16 protein-coding genes are annotated in these 15874 nt (G+C 67.5%); 5 read left to right on the top strand and 11 right to left on the bottom strand.

Going from position 1 to position 15874, the window contains the following annotated elements:
• Positions 1 to 2: 2 nt before the first annotated feature.
• Positions 3 to 881 carry an NmrA/HSCARG family protein gene (locus tag VGV37_RS16545; RefSeq protein WP_326880807.1) on the top strand — a complete coding sequence of 293 codons (879 nt, stop codon included), beginning with the start codon at positions 3 to 5 and terminating at the stop codon, positions 879 to 881.
• On the opposite strand, the gene VGV37_RS16540 is transcribed toward VGV37_RS16545, so the two are convergent.
• From VGV37_RS16540 to VGV37_RS16510, 7 genes are all read right to left on the bottom strand, one after another.
• Positions 878 to 1816, bottom strand: coding sequence for an ABC transporter ATP-binding protein (locus VGV37_RS16540; RefSeq protein ID WP_326880806.1), 939 nt, complete (start codon positions 1814 to 1816; stop codon positions 878 to 880). The genes VGV37_RS16545 and VGV37_RS16540 overlap by 4 nt on opposite strands.
• Positions 1801 to 2769: an ABC transporter ATP-binding protein gene (locus tag VGV37_RS16535; RefSeq protein WP_326880805.1), complete on the bottom strand. Its 969-nt coding sequence runs from the start codon at positions 2767 to 2769 to the stop codon at positions 1801 to 1803. Before VGV37_RS16535 ends, VGV37_RS16540 begins: the two co-directional genes overlap by 16 nt.
• Positions 2766 to 3602, bottom strand: a complete 837-nt coding sequence (locus VGV37_RS16530) for an ABC transporter permease (RefSeq protein ID WP_326880804.1) — start codon at positions 3600 to 3602, stop codon at positions 2766 to 2768. The genes VGV37_RS16535 and VGV37_RS16530 overlap by 4 nt, the downstream gene beginning before the upstream one ends.
• Positions 3599 to 4570, bottom strand: coding sequence for an ABC transporter permease (locus VGV37_RS16525; RefSeq protein WP_326880803.1), 972 nt, complete (start codon positions 4568 to 4570; stop codon positions 3599 to 3601). The genes VGV37_RS16530 and VGV37_RS16525 overlap by 4 nt, the downstream gene beginning before the upstream one ends.
• Positions 4570 to 6132: an ABC transporter substrate-binding protein gene (locus VGV37_RS16520; RefSeq protein WP_326880802.1), complete on the bottom strand. Its 1563-nt coding sequence runs from the start codon at positions 6130 to 6132 to the stop codon at positions 4570 to 4572. Before VGV37_RS16520 ends, VGV37_RS16525 begins: the two co-directional genes overlap by 1 nt.
• Positions 6133 to 6202: 70 nt before the next feature.
• Positions 6203 to 7018: a phosphate/phosphite/phosphonate ABC transporter substrate-binding protein gene (locus VGV37_RS16515; RefSeq protein ID WP_326880801.1), complete on the bottom strand. Its 816-nt coding sequence runs from the start codon at positions 7016 to 7018 to the stop codon at positions 6203 to 6205.
• Positions 7018 to 8022 (bottom strand): ornithine cyclodeaminase family protein, encoded by a 1005-nt coding sequence (locus tag VGV37_RS16510; protein ID WP_326880800.1) that lies wholly within the window; start codon positions 8020 to 8022, stop codon positions 7018 to 7020. The genes VGV37_RS16515 and VGV37_RS16510 overlap by 1 nt, the downstream gene beginning before the upstream one ends.
• Positions 8023 to 8187: 165 nt before the next feature.
• On the opposite strand from VGV37_RS16510, the gene copM reads away from it, so the two are divergent.
• Entirely contained in the window at positions 8188 to 8562 is a 375-nt protein-coding gene (gene copM, locus VGV37_RS16505; RefSeq protein WP_326880799.1) for a CopM family metallochaperone, read from the top strand.
• Positions 8563 to 8577: 15 nt separating this feature from the next.
• On the opposite strand, the gene VGV37_RS16500 is transcribed toward copM, so the two are convergent.
• Complete coding sequence (locus tag VGV37_RS16500) at positions 8578 to 9177, bottom strand: hypothetical protein (protein WP_326880798.1); 600 nt, start codon at positions 9175 to 9177, stop codon at positions 8578 to 8580.
• A gap of 137 nt (positions 9178 to 9314) precedes the next feature.
• On the opposite strand from VGV37_RS16500, the gene VGV37_RS16495 reads away from it, so the two are divergent.
• The 3 genes from VGV37_RS16495 (at position 9315) to VGV37_RS16485 (ending at position 12031) form a co-directional block, all read left to right on the top strand.
• Positions 9315 to 10901 (top strand): peptide ABC transporter substrate-binding protein, encoded by a 1587-nt coding sequence (locus tag VGV37_RS16495; protein ID WP_326880797.1) that lies wholly within the window; start codon positions 9315 to 9317, stop codon positions 10899 to 10901.
• Between the two features lie 114 nt (positions 10902 to 11015).
• Entirely contained in the window at positions 11016 to 11387 is a 372-nt protein-coding gene (locus VGV37_RS16490) for a response regulator (RefSeq protein ID WP_326880796.1), read from the top strand.
• A gap of 161 nt (positions 11388 to 11548) precedes the next feature.
• The gene (locus tag VGV37_RS16485; RefSeq protein WP_326880795.1) at positions 11549 to 12031 is read left to right on the top strand and encodes a group III truncated hemoglobin; all 483 of its coding nucleotides are present in this window, start codon (positions 11549 to 11551) and stop codon (positions 12029 to 12031) included.
• 22 nt (positions 12032 to 12053) lie between these two features.
• Here the strand turns inward: VGV37_RS16485 and VGV37_RS16480 are convergent, their stop codons facing one another.
• From VGV37_RS16480 to VGV37_RS16470, 3 genes are all read right to left on the bottom strand, one after another.
• Positions 12054 to 13550, bottom strand: a complete 1497-nt coding sequence (locus VGV37_RS16480) for an aldehyde dehydrogenase family protein (protein WP_326880794.1) — start codon at positions 13548 to 13550, stop codon at positions 12054 to 12056.
• A 102-nt stretch (positions 13551 to 13652) separates the two neighbouring features.
• Entirely contained in the window at positions 13653 to 14933 is a 1281-nt protein-coding gene (locus tag VGV37_RS16475; protein WP_326880793.1) for a DUF2325 domain-containing protein, read from the bottom strand.
• Between the two features lie 98 nt (positions 14934 to 15031).
• Positions 15032 to 15787, bottom strand: coding sequence for an SDR family oxidoreductase (locus VGV37_RS16470; protein WP_326880792.1), 756 nt, complete (start codon positions 15785 to 15787; stop codon positions 15032 to 15034).
• Positions 15788 to 15874: the final 87 nt, after the last annotated feature.

Genomic DNA, 15874 nt, shown 5'->3' with positions numbered 1-15874 from the left:
TCATGACCATTCTCGTCACCGGCGCCACCGGCGCCATCGGATCCCAAGTCGTGGCCCAGCTCGTCCAGAACGGCGCTACCGTCCATGCGCTGGCCCGGACACCGGAAAAGGCCCGTTTTCCGGCGGGTGTCACGCCGGTCAAGGGCGACATGACCGACGTCGACGCCATGCGCGCCGCCCTGGCCGACGTGCGCACCTTGTTCCTGCTGAATGCGGTCACGCCGGACGAGGTTACCCAGGCGCTGATCACGCTCAACCTCGCCCGCGATGCCGGCATCGAGCGGATCGTCTATTTCTCGGTCCTGCATAGCGACCTTTACGCCAACGTCCCGCACTTCACCGGCAAGCACACGGTCGAGCGCATGATCGAGCAGTTCGATCTGCCCGCGACCATCCTGCGGCCCGCCTATTTCATCCAGAACGACGCAAGCCTGAAGGACGCCGTGCTGGGCCATGGCATCTATCCGATGCCGGTCGGCAGCGTCGGCCTGTCGATGGTCGACACGAGGGACATCGCCGAGGTCGTGGCCCTGAAGCTGCTGGAGCGCGACCGGGCCGCAACCCCGCTGCCGCGTGAGACGATCGACCTGGTCGGGCCGGACCTGCTGACCGGCCCGGTCCTGGCCGATCTCTGGTCCACCGCCCTGAAACGGCCGATCCAGTATGCCGGCAACGACCTGCCCGGCTTCGAACAGCGGTTCAAGGCCTTCATTCCCGGCTGGATGGCCTATGATATGCGGCTGATGATGGGCCGGTTCCAGCAGGACGGCATGGTGGCACGCCCCGGCGACGTCGAGCGGCTGACGAGCCTGCTGGGCCGGCCACTGCGGTCCTATCGGGACTTCGCCGTCGAAACGGCGGCGGAATGGCAGCGGGCCTAGCCGGCCAGCGGCTTGTGACAGCGAACGATCCGCCCGTCTGCCAGAGGGGCGGGCGGCGGTTCGACCGCGCGGCAATGATCGTCGACATAGGGGCAGCGGCTTTGAAAGCGGCAGCCCGGCGGCAGGTCGGCCGGGTTCGGGATCTCGCCGGCGAGCAGGGCCGGCGGATGGGTGCGTTCCGGATCGAGCCGCGGCGTCGCCGCGATCAGCGCGCGCGTATAGGGATGGGCCGGGGCGGCGAAGATCTGCCGTGCCGGCCCGACCTCGATCAATTGCCCCAGATACATGACCGCGAACCGGTCGGCCATGGCGCGCACGACGTTCAGATTGTGCGAGACCAGCAGGTAAGTCAGGCCGAAATCGCGCTGCAATTCGGTCAGGAGGTTGACCAGATCGCCCTGGACCGAAACGTCGAGCCCCGCGGTCGGCTCGTCGGCCACGACCAGGCGCGGGCGCAGCACAAGGGCGCGGGCGATGCCGACCCGGCGGGCCTGGCCGCCGCTGACCTGGTGGGGATATTTACCCAGGATCGTTTCCGGCAGGTTGACCCGCCGCACCAGCTCCAGCACCCCGGGCCAGGCCTTGGCCCGATCGATGCCATGGATCTGCAGCGGCTCGGCCAGCAGGCGTCCGATCGTCATGCGCGGCGACAACGAGGCGACAGGATCCTGGAAGATCATCTGCACGTCGCGCCGGAACTTGAGCAATGCCGGCCCACCCAGCGCCGCGATGTCGCCGCCGTCGAACAGCACCTGTCCGGCGCTGGGAACCGCGAGCCCGACCAGCATGCGGGCGAACGAGCTCTTGCCCGATCCGCTCTCGCCGATCAGCCCGATGGTCTCGCCCGCCTCGATCGTGAGCGAGGCTGCCACGACGGCCGCGACCGGGCCGTAGGCGACGGTCGCGTTCCGGACCTCGACTAGAGGCGGCTGCATGCCGCCCTCCGATCCGGGCCGAAGGCGCGCAATTCCGGCACCGCCTCGCGGCAGGCCGGCACCACATCGGGGCAGCGGCCGGCAAAGATGCACCCGGGCGGGACCCGGGTCACGTCCGGCACCTCCCCCGGGATCGAGGCCAGCCGGTCGCCCCGCGCGACGTCGTGGCCGATCTCGCAGGCGATCAGCGCACGCGTATAGGGATGCAGCGGATTGCGGAAGATCTCGGCCATCGGGCCGGTCTCGACCACCGTGCCGGCATAGAGCACGACCACGTCGTCGCACAATTGTGAGACCAGGCCCAGACTATGGGAGATCAGCATCATGGTGCTGCCGATCTCGGCATGCAGCTCGCGCATCAGCGCCACGATCTGCGCTTCGATCGTCGGATCGAGCGCCGTGGTCGGCTCGTCCGCGATCAGCAGGTCGGCCTCGGTCAGCAAGGCCGCGGCGATCATCACACGCTGGCGCATGCCGCCGGAAAACTCATGGGGATAATCGTCGAGGCGTCGGGCCGGGTCGGCGATGCCGACGCGCGCCAACATGCGCACCGCGCGCGCCCGCAGGTCGGCGCGAGACGCCGACGGCTGCTTGGCGCGCTGGAATTCGACGAGCTGGTTGCCGATGGTGAAGACCGGGTTCAGCGCCGTCATCGGATCCTGGAAGATCATGGCGAAGCGGGTGCCGCGCAGCGCTTCGGTCTCGGCCGGCGGCAGGGTCAACAGATTCCGCCCCTCGAACGTGATCGCACCGTCGAGCCGAGCCAGGTTGGGCGGCAGCAGGCGCAGCAGGGTCGCAGCCAGGGTCGATTTGCCGGACCCGCTCTCGCCGACCACGCCGACCAGGCGTCCGCGCGCCAGGTCGAGCGAGACATGGCGCAGCACCTCCGCCGTGCCGTTGCCGGTGCGGAAATGGACCGACAGGTCGCGGATCTGCAGCAGCGGATCGTTCATGGCGACGCCCGCAGCTTGGGGTCGATCGCGTCGCGCAGCGCTTCGCCGAACAGGGTGAAGCCCAGGGTCGCCAGGATCAGCATCAGCCCGGCGAAGGTCACGGGCCAGGGCGATTGGGTCAGGCCGGTATAGCCGTCGTGGAGCAGCCCGCCCCAGCTCGCCCGCGGCGGCGGCACGCCGATGCCGAGAAAGCTCAAGCCGGCCTCCAGCGTGATGACGACCGGGATGTCCATGCTGGCAAGCACGACCAGCGGTCCCATGATGTTCGGCACGACGTGGATCATGACCAGCCGGGAGGCCGAGGCGCCCAGCACCCGCGTCGCATCCAGAAAGGGCGCGTTGCGCAGCGACAGGGTCTGCGCGCGCGCGATCCGGCCGAAATGCGGCACCATGCTGACCGCAAGGATCAGGATGACCTTGTCGAGGCCCGGGCCCAGCAGCGCCACGATCGCCAGGGCGAAGATCAGTGGCGGAAAGGCGCTCAGCACGTCGAACAGGATCAGGATCGCCCGCTCGATCCGGGTCGGCGCATAGGCGGCACCGATGCCCAGCAGGGTCCCGCCGACAAGCGAGAGGCCGATGGTGCTGAGCGCTACGCCCAGTGCGATCTGCCCGCCCACGGCCATGCGCACGGCCAGGTCGCGGCCCAGATTGTCGGTGCCCATCCAATGGGTCGCCGTCGGCGCGCCGAACCGGTGCAGCACGTCGAGCCTGTTGGGTTCATAGGGAATGACGAGCGGGCCGAACAGGCTGAACAACAGCACCACCACGACCAGCACCAGGCCGATCCTTCCGGTGGGACTGCGCCAGACCGCGACGAAGGCGGCGGTCATCGCCCCTCTCCCAGCCGGCGGCCGAGCCGCGGGTCGAGCCAGAGGTAGCTGAGATCGGTCAGCAGGTTGGTGAGCGTGAACACACCGACCACGACCAGCACCGTCGCCTGCACGACCGGATAGTTGCGCACCGCGATCGCGTCATAGACCAAGGTGCCGAGGCCGGGCCGGGCGAACACGATCTCGGCGAAGATGGCGCCGCCCAGCAGCCGCCCGACGCCCAGGCCCAGGATCGCGACCGTCGGGATCGCCGCCAGCTTCAGCGCGTTGCGATAGACGATGCGTCGTTCCGGCACGCCATAGGCGCGCGCCGTGCGGATATGGGCCTCACCCAGCACTTCGAGCAGCGACGCCCGCAGCAGGCGCGCGATATAGCCGATCCAGCTGAGCGCGAGCGACAGGGCCGGCAGGATCAGCCGCAGGGCGGCATCGCCCCAACCGCCGCCGCGGCCGACGCCCAGCACCGGCAGCCAGTGGAGCCAGACCGAGAAGATCAGCACCAGGAAGACCGCGACGACGAAATTCGGCATGGCGATGAAGGCGACGCTGGTGACCGCACCGACCTGGTCGAACCAGCTGCCCGGATGGGTCGCGGCATAGCAGCCGAGCGGCACACCCAGCACCACGGCGAGCCCGATCGCCGCCAGGGTCAGGGTCAGGGTGTAGGGAAACACCTCGAGCACCAGATCCAGCACCGGCCGGCCGCTGATCACGTCGCGCCCGAGATCGCCGCGCAGCACGTTGCCGAGAAAGATCAGCAACCGCTGCAGCAGCGGACGGTCCAGCCCCATGGCGTGGCTATAGGCCTGCACCGTCTCCGGCGTCGCGCGCGGCCCCAGCAGCACCTCGGCCGGATTGCCCGGGATCAGCAGGGTCAGGCCGAACAGCAGGATCGTCGCGCACAGCAGGACCAGCAGCGTGGTGACGAGCCGGCTGCCGACGTAGCGCAGCTTGGGCGACAGGGACATCAGGCCGTGGTGAAGCGGTCGTACAGCATGTCGTCGCCGTTGGGCAGCACCGCCGGTTTCAGCCAAGGCCGAAAGGCGAAGATATTCGCCTCGTGGGTCAGCCAGATGTAGGCGCCGGACTGCTCCATGCGCTTCTGCGCCTCGATGTACAGCCGGTTGCGCTCCGCCTTGTCGTTGATGCTGGCGGCTTTGGCCGACGCATCATCGAACTGCGGATCGTTCCAGCGCTGCCAGTTCCAGGTGCCGATCTGCGAGGCCACGAACCATTGCGTCTGGAAAGCCGGATCCGCCTTACCACCGAACCGCTGCAAGGCCATGTCGAGGTTCTTGCCGCTATCGCCCTTGCCGACCGCGTAATAGGCGGCGGCGTCGAGTACCTGCAGGTCGACCTGCACGCCGATCTCGCCTAGCAGCGCCTGGACGATCTGGCCGATCGCCTGGTAGGTCGGCTTGCTCATCAAAGTGAGCGTGCATTTGAAGCCGTTCGGGTGACCGGCCTCGGCCAGCAGCTTCTTGGCCGCCGCCGGATCGGCCTTCGGCTTGGGCGCGTCGGCCCAATAGCCCAGCAGCCCCGGCGCCATCAGCGCATAGGCCGGCTTGACCGTACCGTTATAGGCCCCGGCCAGCACCTGCTCGACATCGATCGCCAGCTTGAGCGCCTGCCGGACCTTTGGATTGTCGAACGGCGGCTTTTCGACATTGAGGCCGATCCAGACGTAATTGATCGAATCCTGGCGCAGCAGCTTGGTGTCTTTTTCCTTTTCGATCTCGGCGGCATCGGCCGGCTCGACCGGGGTGAATTGCAGCTCGTTCGCCCTGAGCGCCAGCTCGGCGGTCTTGGGATCGCGCACCGGCTGCAGCACGACCTCGGCGAAGGCAGGCTTCTCGCCTTTCCAGTCCGGGTTGGCCTTCAGCACGACCCGCTGGTTCGGCACCCACTCGGCCAGCGTATAGGCGCCCGTGCCGATCACCTTGATCGGCTGCTGGTCGGAGCGGTAGCAGCCGGCCTCGAACGCCTTCTTCGAGATGATCAGCCCGGAATTATCCGGCAGCACGACCAGCCACAGCTGCGGCGCCGCCGATTTCAGCATGATCTTGCCGGTGTATTTCCCCGTGACCTCGACATGGTCGAGCGATGCCCAGTCCTTCGCATAGCCGGCGGGCTTGCCGTCGGCCGTGGGCTTGGCGAACAGCTCGAACGAGAATTTCACGTCGTCCGCCGTCATCTCGCCATAGCCGCCATGGAAGGTCAGGCCGGGATTGAGCTCGAACGAGATCTCGGTATCGCTGACCTGGGTCAGGGTCTTTGCCGCCGACAATTCCCACTCGAAGCTGCCCGGCTTGAACCGGATCAGCCCCTGACAGACGGTGCGGATGATGTTGCCCTCGATCGGGCCGATGCGTTCCGGCGGGGTCAGCAGGCCCTGGATGTCGCGGCCGATCGCCAGGGTGATGCTGGTCCGCCCCTGTTGTGCCAGCACCGGGAACGGGAAACCCGTGGCCGAGAGTATGGCCGTCGTGGCGGCGGCACCCAGGATCCGGCGCCGGCTGAAATCCGTCATGCGTCACATCCTCCGTTCGATCCGGACCGTTGCAGGTCCAAATGTTAATCTGGCACGGGCATTTAGCCACTTACATCACAATCTCGTAACCGGCCGCGCACGCGGCCGCGTCCCAGGTGACGGTAACTGCATAGTCCGCGGCATCCGGCCGCATGAAACCGGCCAGCGCCAGATCGCCCAGGATCGGCTGCGCGGCCGGGTCCTGGGCGGCACCCTGCAGCACCAGCCCCAACGCGCGCGCGGCCCCGGCATCGCCGCCCGGGCTGCCGACCAGCAGCGGCAGCGGCGCCCACCCGGTACTGTCCAGCACGCGCACGCCGGCCATCAGCCCCGGATCGTGCCGGCACAGCAGGTCGTAAGCGTAGGAATCGAGCGGCCCGACATCGGCCTCGCCCGCCAGGATCGCCTCGACCACGCGGCGCGGCGCGATCAGCGGCCCGACCGTGGACCCGTAGAGCGCCGGCCGATCCGCCGTGCGGTAGCCCAGCAGATGATGGCGCGGCGCGTTGTAGCCGGAATGCGAGCTTTCGACGGTGTAGGCAAGCCGCCGGCCGAACGTCTGCTCGAGTGTGGCGAACGGGCTGTCGGCGCGCATGATGAAATGGCTGCGATAGACCGCCCGCCCCTGGGGGCTGCTCGACGGGATCGGCGCCGCGACGATCGGCCTGGCACCGCCTTCGCGCGCGAACGGCCAGCCGCACATGAAGGCGGCGGCGAGATCGTCGCGTGCCCACAGGGTCTCCAGCGGCGCCGGGAAGACATGGTCGACGATGTGGAGCCGGCAGCCCGCCGCGTCGGCCAGCCAGCCGAACAGGCGGCACCAGGCCGACGCGGCACCCGGTGCCACTGAATACATGCGCGCATTGACGGCGAGCGCCGCCGGCATCAGGCGAAGCGCAGCTTCTGGCCGAGGCCGAGCGTCGCCGCCTTTTCCAGCATGGCATGGCCCAGGGCGATGTCGCTCAAGGACAGGCCGCGGTGCCAGAACAGGATGGTCTCGTCGTCGCGCTCGCGGCCGGTCTTGTGGCCGGCGATGATCTGGCCCAGCTCGGCATGCAGGTTCTCCTGGGTCAGCCGGTCGCTGTCGACATGGGCACGCAACGCCCCGAACGGCAGGCCCTTGCGGCACTGCCCCCAATCGTCGACCACCATCTTGTCCATGATATCGGTCAGGCTCAGCTCGACGGCGCTCATGGTGCCGTAGGGCACGACGAGCGCGCCCTGCTTGATCCATTCCGTCCTGAGCATCGGCGTCGGTTCCGGCAGGCGCGACGCCTCGACCACGATATCGGCATCGCGGACGCAGCTTTCCCAATCCTCGGTCGCGACCACCTTCTTGCCCAGATCGCGCGACAGGAGCTCGGCGAAGCCGTTGCGGCTGTCCGGCCGGCGGGAATGGACGCGGATCTCGTCGAAATCGAAGAAGTGATCGAGCAGCCGCACGTTCCAATAGGCGGTGCCGCGCGCGCCGATATGGCCCAGCACCTTGCTGTCCTTGCGCGCCAGGAACTTGCCGCCGAGCGCGGTCATGGCCCCGGTGCGCATGTCGGTGATCGAGGTCGCGTCGAGCAGGGCTTTCAGGACCCCGGTCTCCGGATCGAACAGGTTGAGGATGGCCAGTTCGGACGGCAGGTCGCGTTTGTAATTATCGACGAAGTCGCCGACCACCTTCACCCCGGCGAGGCCCAGCGGCTTTACATAGCCACGCAGCACGTTGAAATGCCCCTTGGCCGAATTCTCCGGGATCAGGTGGACGCGCGGCTCGATCACGGTCTGCCCGTTGCCCTGGGCCTCGAGGCCGGCCTCGACCGCGCCCAGGATCTCGGCGTCGGTCAACTCCAGCTTTTCCACGTCGAGGGCATTGAGATAGGTGAAGTGAATTTCCTGCACGGGCGGTCCTCCAGGCTCGACGACGGGTCCGAGCCTAGAGGCTCACGCGGAAGCTTGGTAGGGCTTGCGACGGTGCTCCGGAAAATGTGACAGGATGGTCGAGCCCGCTTGACCTTGCCATCGCTGGAAGCTTCAGGCTGATCCGATCACCAGGAAGGATCCATCATGGCCGCTCTCAGATCCCATCGGCATCGCATTCTGCTCGGTCTTGCAGCACTCCTGCTGCCCCTCGCCGCCTCGGCGCAGCAGAGCATGCCAGGCATGGCCATGCCGGCAGGCGCGGTCGCCAGCTCGTCCGATGCGTTCAAGGCCGCCAATGCCAAGATGATGAAGGACATGGACGTGCCGCTGACCGGCGATACGGACAAGGATTTCGTCGCCGGCATGATCCCCCATCACGCCGGGGCCATCGACATGGCCCGGATCGAGTTGCGCGACGGCAAGGACCCAAGCCTGAAGAAGCTCGCTACGAGCATCATCGCCGCGCAGCGCAAGGAGATCGCCTTCATGAGGCAGTGGCAGGCGGCCCACGCCAAATAACGGGGGCCGGCGGGCTCAGCTCGGTTTGGTGCCGTCGGCCAGCGCCAGCTTCAGCTTCGGGCTGTCGAGGGCAGCGTCGATGACATCATGCAGCGCCTCCATGGCGAGCAGGCGCAGATCTTCGGTAGAAGCGAAGACGCCGGCATCGAACAGGTCGTTTGGATTGCGAACGAGGTCGGTGCGGAAGGTATCCGTCATGACGGTGCGACCGCTGCCCGTCTCGGTCAGGGTTACGAGGATTTCGGCATGGGCCTCGCGACGCACGAATTGATTGCAGTCGAACTTCAGGACGGTCGCCGCCAGCACGTAGGGTCCATCCGATCCATTTCGCAGCATGCCCCGCGCAGCCAGCGCCTGCGAGAAGCCGTCGCGAAACACGTCTGCAACCGGTGCCTGCGCCACGAGCGTCTTCAGTGCATTGCCCAAGCCGCCGCGAATGGCGCCGAGATGGTACGGATCGACCTTGCGCGCGTCGACGAACTTGCCGACTTGCACGATCGCCTGACCTTGCTGCAGGGAAACGCCAGGCGCCGGCTGATAGCCGAGCGGCACGGCGGTCGTCGAACACCCGGCGATGGCGAAAACGCCGGCCAGAAGCAATATGCGAATATTCATCAGAAACCATACCGAAGGTTGAACTGCGCGCGGTGCTACAGGAATTTCAGCCGATTGCCAACCGCTGGATTGGCGAAAGCACTCGGAGAACGCGAATTTCGGTTTCGCGGCACCGTCGCTTCATGCAAAGGGTCCCGATGCCTCTGTCCCGCCGCTTGATCCTGCTGATCTCTTCCCTGCTCGTGGCATCGCCGGTCCAGGCCGAGAACATCGTGCGCCGGACGATCAGTGCGGACGTGACCTCGCTCGACCCGCATCTGATCGGCAACGAATATGAGACGGTGGTGGCGGCCGATTTGTTCGAGGGCTTGACGGTCTACGGTCCCGACGCCGCGATCCTGCCGGGTGCGGCGGCGGGCTGGGACGTGTCCGACGATGGCATGACCTACCTCTTCCATCTGCGCCCCGGCCTTGCCTGGTCGGACGGCAGCGACCTTTCCGCCATGGATTTCGTCTATTCGTTCCGCCGCGCGCTCGATCCCAAGACCGGCGCGCCCTACAACGAGATCCTGTATCCGATCCTGGGCGCCGAGGCGTTCGCCACTGGCAGGACGCCGGATCCCCAGACACTGGGCGTCGATGCGCCGGATCCCGCGACCATCCGCATCCGGCTCGAGCGTCCTGCGGCATTCCTGCCGGCGATCCTCGCCCATTCCATGGCGTTCCCGGTACCGCGCGCCGCGATCGAACGATGGGGCACGGATTGGACGCGGCCAGAGCATTTCGTCGGCAACGGCCCGTTCGTCGTGCGCGAAGCCGTGCCGCAGGCCCAGCTGACCTTCGAGCGCAATCGGCATTTCCGCGAGCCTGACGCGGTCGCACTCGATCGGGTGCGCTGGATCGTGATGGGCGAGGAGGCCTCGTACAAGGCGTTCCGGACCGGAGAAGTCGAGCTGGCCGCGCTGCCGGCGCGCCTGCTGCCCGAGGCGCGGCGCGGCCTCGCGCCGTCACTGCACGAGCAGCATGTGCTCGCCGCCCACTACGTCGATATCAACATGACGCGGGCGCCGCTGGCCGCGGACGGACGGTTGCGCCGGGCTCTGGCCCTGGCCCTCGACCAGACCGCCATCGAAACCAAAGTGGTGAAGGACGGCGGCGTCGGGGGTTTCAGCATCGTGCCCGACGGCATCCCGCGCTACCGTCCCGCCCGCGAGGCGTTCGCGGATCAGCCGATGGCCGAACGCCTCGCGGCCGCGCGCAGACTCTGGGCCGAGGCCGGCTATGGCACGCAACGGCCGCTGAAGCTGGAACTGATGATCGACGATGTGGCCAGCTACGCGCTGGAGGCGAAGGCGATCGCGGCGCTGTGGCAGACCGCGCTGCCCGGTCTGCGGGTGGTGATCGACGTCAATGAGTACCAGGTCGTGACCGGGCGGCTGGTCCGGCACGAGTATGACCTGGCGCTATCCAGCTGGAGCGCCGACTTCCCGGATCCCTGGAATTTCCTGGCACCCTGGCGCAGCGATGCCGGCACGGCCAATGTCGTGGGGTATAGCAACCCTGCCTTCGATCGGTTGCTCGACGAAGCGAGCCTGCTGCTCGATCCTGCTGCCCGGATGGCGCGACTGGCAGCGGCCGAGCAGGTGCTGTTGGCTGACGACGCCATCCTGCCCTACGGCTTCGAAAGCGAGAACAGCCTGGTCGATCCCCGGATATCCGGCTGGCAACCGAACGAGCTCGGCATCCATCTGAGCCGCTATCTGGCGATACCGCTCGCCCCCTGACGGCGGACGAGGCGGTGCCATTGACAGGGCAATCCCGATGGCTCAGCCTGGAATGGAAATATTGTTATCACACTATCTAAGAGGGCCGCCGGGTCCTGGAGTGAGGCCGTTCAGATGGCGCGCATGTTGATAATCGACGACGATCCGACGATCAGAGCGCTCGCCTCCGGCGTTCTCGAAGCACAGGGTCATTCGGTGGTTGTCGCGGTGAATGGACATACCGGCCTCGCAGCGTTCGACGCGGGTCAGATCGACCTGGTGGTCACCGACATCGTCATGCCGGAGCGGGAAGGTATCTCGACCATCGGCGCGATCCGGCGCCTGAACCGCACCGTTCCCATCCTGGCCATTTCGGGCAGCAACACCGTTGGACGATATGGCGGCCATCTCGACGCCGCAGCCATCGTGGGCGCGAACGCGACGCTCTCGAAGCCCTTCACCGCGGAAGCGCTGATCGAGGCGATCGACCGGCTGTTGGGCGCATAACCGCACACGGCCCGTGAAGCGGCTTCGGTGGATCATCGGATCACCCATTCTACCTGCCTGGCCGGCGACGCAGGCCGGGCAGGCATGCCATGTCGCAATTTGTCAAAGGAGGGGATCAGGAATAAGATATATATTCAATAGATCTTATTGAGGGCGATGCCATGATTCCCGTGACGTCAGTCGCGCCGCAACGGGCGGACATCACCCGACGGATCCAGGACGAGACCGGCATCGACGAGGCGATGATCGCCCGCCTGGTCGACGGGTTCTACGCGCGGGTCCGCGAAGATGCGGTGATCGGCCCCATATTCGCCGCCCGCATCGCCGACTGGACGCCGCACCTGGAAAAGATGCGCGCCTTCTGGTCGTCGGTTGCCCTCATGACCGGAAATTATCACGGCCAGCCGATGCGCTTGCATGCGCCGCTGCCAATCGACGCCCGGCATTTCGACCGCTGGCTCGCCCTGTTCGAGACGACGGCGCACGAGATCTGCCCGCCGAAAGCCGCAGCACACTTTCTCGAACGGGCGCGGCGGATCGCCGAGAGCCTGGAACTCGGCATCGCCATCGGCAACGGTGCGCTGCTGGGCAAGGGCGAGCGCTACCGGCGCGGCGACGAGCCGCAACCCGCCGGGGCGCGGTAACGCCCCGGCCGATCCTGCGTATTCAGAGAGCGGTCGTGACCGCCTTCGTCTCCATGTAGCTGTGGAACACGGCCTCGCCCATCTCGCGGCCCCAGCCCGATTGCTTGTAGCCGCCAAACGGCAGTGCCGCATCGAACACGTTGTGGCAATTGATCCAGACGGTGCCGGACCGGATGCGGGCGGCGAGCTTGTGGGCGAGACCACCGTCCCGGGTCCAGATGCTGGCCGCCAGACCATAGATCGTGTCGTTGGCCTGCTTGGCGATCCGCTCGATGTCGGAATCGTCGAACGGCTGGGCGCAGACCACCGGTCCGAAGATCTCTTCCTTGACCACGCTCATTTCCGGCGTGGTCGCGGCCAGCACCGTCGGCTTGACGAAATAGCCGTCGCCCTCGTGTTTGCCGCCGGCCAGGACCTTGGCGCCTTCGCGCTCACCCTCGCCGATGTAGCGCGACACGCGGGCGAACTGCTCTTCCGAGACGAGCGGCCCCATCTCCGTGGTCGGGTCGAGCCCCGGCCCCATCTTGATCTTGCTGGCGATCGCCGCGACGCCGTCGACCACTTCGTCATAGATCTTGCGATGCACGAACAGGCGCGATCCGGCACAGCAGCACTGACCGTGGTTGAAGAAGATGGCACTGGCCACACCCGGGATCGCCTTGGACACGTCCGCATCCGGGAACACGATCGCCGGCGACTTGCCGCCGAGTTCGAGGGTCACCTTCTTGAGGTTGCCGGTCGCCGCATGGACGATCAGCTTGCCGACCTCAGTCGACCCGGTGAAGGCGACCTTGTCGACCAGATCGTGGGCCGCGAGCGCCGCGCCGGCCGTCTCGCCGAACCCGGCCAGGATATTGACCACGCCCGGCGGGAACCCGGCTTCCAGCACCAGTTCGCCCAGGCGCAGGGCCGACAGCGGCGTCTGCTCGGCCGCCTTCAGCACCACAGTGCAGCCGGCGGCCAGCGCGGGCGCCAGCTTCCAGGCCGCCATCAGCAGCGGGAAATTCCACGGGATGATCTGGCCGACGACGCCCACCGGCTCGCGCAGGGTGTAGGACAGATAGTCGCCCGGCATCGAGAGCGGGATGGTCGAGCCGGTGAGCTTGGTCGCCCAGCCGGCCATGTAGCGGAACATGTCGACGGCCAGCGGCACGTCGGCGGCGCGGGCGACGGCGACCGGCTTGCCATTGTCGAGCGATTCCAGCTCGGCGAATTCGTCGGCATGCCGTTCCAGCAGGTCGGCCAGCTTCCACAGCAGGCGGCTGCGCTCGTTCGGCTTGGTGCGGGCCCAGCCGTCGTCGTCGAACGCCCGGCGCGCGGCCTTGACGGCGCGGTCGACATCCTCGTGATCGGCCTCGGCCACCGAGCAGACGATCGTGCCGGTCGCGGGATTATAGACCGGGAACGTCTTGCCGGACGCGGCGGCGACCAGCTTGCCGTCGATCAGAAGCTTGCCGACCCGGCCCAGGAACTCCCTCGTGGCTCCGCTCAGTCGCGGATCGAGTGCGATCGTGTCCATGCCTTCTTCCTCCTTGGCGCTGGGTGCGGTTCCCCGATGCGGGTCCGTCACCTCCGATCGGGTTTGCGGACTCGTGTCCGGCCCGGTTTGTTGGCCGGCGCGTCAGTCGGCGCCGGCCGGTTGGGTCGAGGCCGCGAGCTTGGCCAGGCCGACGACGAGCGAGCCCAGACCGTTGCTGCGCAGCGGCAGGTAGGATTTTCCGGCGTGGCGGCACAGGCGCTTCACCGTCGCGACCGCGTCGTGGCTGACGCAATCCACCGGGAAGCAGGCCGCGTCCGCCCGGCTGACCAGCCCGGCGAGCAGGCCGGTCCGGTCCTCGATCCCCCCATCGTGGTGCAGCAGCTCGATGCCGGCTTGCTGGGTGAATTCGCGCAGGCGATGGACCTGGTTCGGGCGTCCGCCGACGTAGAGGAGGGTCGACAGGCCGGCCGGCAGCTCGGGCGCGGTCTCCTCGCCGCGATCATCGGGCGCCTGCCGCTCGAACACCGCCAGCTCGGCTGCGAGATGGGCACTGCCGGCTTGCGCCTCCTGGGCGGCGGCCTCGGCCTCGGCCTGCGCCCGGCGGGCCTGCTGGGCGCGATCCTCGGCGCGCAACCGGCGGGCGGACTCGGTCTGCAACCGGGCTTCCAACTCGCCGACCAGGCGCCGCAGGGCGACGCGTTCGGCATCGCCCGCATCGTCCGTTGCCGGCTCGACGCCCCCGGCCCGCGCCACGGCGGCGGCCAGCGCCGCGTCCAGCTGGCGGATGGTCGCGTCGGCCGTTTGGAGATGCGCCTGGCTTTTCTGCAGCTTCTGCGCAAGGGCGGCATTCTCCACCTCGAGCGCGGTCAGGCGGCGGATGTCGGCGCGATTGGCCGCACCCACCAGATGCGACAGCATGTGCACGTCGGCGAACACCGCCTTGACCAGCACATCCGTGCTGGCCGGATGGCTGAGTGCGGCCCAATAGGCGCCGGGGATCTCGCCGGCCCGCTTCGCCTCGTCCCATAAGGCCTCGACCGCCGCCGACGTCTCCGCCTTGGCGAAGCGGTTGAGCGTCGCCTGGTGCCGCTTGTCGAGCGCCTTGTGCAGCAGCTTGCCGGCGCCGTCGTGGCGACCGGCCAGGCGCACGCCCTCGCCATGGATCTCGTGCTCGGTCAGCTCGCGCAGGTCGGAGCCCCGAACCTTCGCCAGGATCTGGCGCAGTTCGGCGGTGGAGAGACAGGTGCCGATGATCGAGCAATGCAGGGTCGCCGACAGCTCCCACAGCCGGCTGCGCTTGCGGGCCGGCGCCTCGAGCATTTCCGTCAAGGCCGCGTCGCTGATCGGCCGCCGGAACGGCAGGTCGGACAGGCGGCCCGGGAATGGCGGTCGGTCGAGCAGCAACGGTCCCGAAGAGCCCAAAACCCATCTCCCTGAAGCGGACACCAGCATCGCTATATTCCTACGAATATAGCGATGGAGCCAGCGCTAGTTTTCCGCCAGGGAGACGGGATCCTGGGTCAGGCGACCGGGACCGTGTAGTTGAGCGCCAGCCGGCCGCCGTCGGGATAAATCGTCTGGCCGGAGAGGTAGGACGCATCGTCGCTGGCCAGGAAGGCCGCGACCGATGCGACCTCCGACGGTTCGCCGCAGCGGCCGAGCGGGGTGCGCGACATGACCCGCTGCCTCATCGCCTCGTCGTTCATGATCGACCGGCCCATGTCGGTCATGATCGTGCCCGGTCCGATCGCGTTGACCCTGATGCCATGGGGCGCCAGCGCCATGGCCGTGACCTTGGTCAGCTGGTTCATGCCGCCCTTGGACACGGCATAGGGGATCTGGTTCGGAATCGCGAACACCGCATTGACCGACGACATGTTCACGATGGTGCCCGACCGGCGCGGGATCATGTGCCGGGCGACCGCCTGGCTCGCCAGGAAGGCGCCGCGCAGGTTGATGCCGATGACCCGGTCGAAATCCTCCACCGTCAGGTCGAGGAAGTCCGCCGCATGGGTGATGCCGGCGTTGTTGACCAGGATGTCGATCTGGCCGAATTCCGCGATGGTCTCCTGCACCAGCCGGTCAATGTCGGCCTTCTGTGACACATCGGCCGGGCGGGCGGCGCAGCCCAGTTCGCGGGCGGTGTTCGCGACCCCCTCGGCGTCGATGTCGGACAGCATGACGCGCGCGCCCTCCGCGATGAACCGTTCGGCGATCGCCCGGCCGATGCCGCGCATGCCGCCGGTAATGATCGCCGTTCTATCCTTGAGCCGCATCCAAGCCTCCACTGATCGCATCACGAGGCCCGGATGCCGGGCCTCTCACGGAATCGTTATGAATGAAGCGCGGCGCTATTCCCATAT

It is taken from the genome of Aliidongia sp., from assembly GCF_035943795.1.
Classification (GTDB): domain Bacteria; phylum Pseudomonadota; class Alphaproteobacteria; order ATCC43930; family CGMCC-115725; genus Aliidongia.
Note: the sequence above shows the minus strand (reverse complement) of the source record. Positions and strands in the feature narration are given on the sequence as shown.

Bases quoted from the DNA above. Each gene is read 5' to 3' on its own strand.
- VGV37_RS16530 (WP_326880804.1), bottom strand. From the start codon at position 3,602: ATGACCGCCGCCTTCGTCGCGGTCTGGCGCAGTCCCACCGGAAGGATC.
- VGV37_RS16490 (WP_326880796.1), top strand. From the start codon at position 11,016: ATGGCGCGCATGTTGATAATCGACGACGATCCGACGATCAGAGCGCTC.
- VGV37_RS16520 (WP_326880802.1), bottom strand. From the start codon at position 6,132: ATGACGGATTTCAGCCGGCGCCGGATCCTGGGTGCCGCCGCCACGACG.
- VGV37_RS16515 (WP_326880801.1), bottom strand. From the start codon at position 7,018: ATGCCGGCGGCGCTCGCCGTCAATGCGCGCATGTATTCAGTGGCACCG.
- VGV37_RS16470 (WP_326880792.1), bottom strand. From the start codon at position 15,787: ATGCGGCTCAAGGATAGAACGGCGATCATTACCGGCGGCATGCGCGGC.
- VGV37_RS16525 (WP_326880803.1), bottom strand. From the start codon at position 4,570: ATGTCCCTGTCGCCCAAGCTGCGCTACGTCGGCAGCCGGCTCGTCACC.
- VGV37_RS16540 (WP_326880806.1), bottom strand. From the start codon at position 1,816: ATGCAGCCGCCTCTAGTCGAGGTCCGGAACGCGACCGTCGCCTACGGC.
- copM (WP_326880799.1), top strand. From the start codon at position 8,188: ATGGCCGCTCTCAGATCCCATCGGCATCGCATTCTGCTCGGTCTTGCA.
- VGV37_RS16485 (WP_326880795.1), top strand. From the start codon at position 11,549: ATGATTCCCGTGACGTCAGTCGCGCCGCAACGGGCGGACATCACCCGA.
- VGV37_RS16535 (WP_326880805.1), bottom strand. From the start codon at position 2,769: ATGAACGATCCGCTGCTGCAGATCCGCGACCTGTCGGTCCATTTCCGC.
- VGV37_RS16500 (WP_326880798.1), bottom strand. From the start codon at position 9,177: ATGAATATTCGCATATTGCTTCTGGCCGGCGTTTTCGCCATCGCCGGG.
- VGV37_RS16545 (WP_326880807.1), top strand. From the start codon at position 3: ATGACCATTCTCGTCACCGGCGCCACCGGCGCCATCGGATCCCAAGTC.
- VGV37_RS16480 (WP_326880794.1), bottom strand. From the start codon at position 13,550: ATGGACACGATCGCACTCGATCCGCGACTGAGCGGAGCCACGAGGGAG.
- VGV37_RS16495 (WP_326880797.1), top strand. From the start codon at position 9,315: ATGCCTCTGTCCCGCCGCTTGATCCTGCTGATCTCTTCCCTGCTCGTG.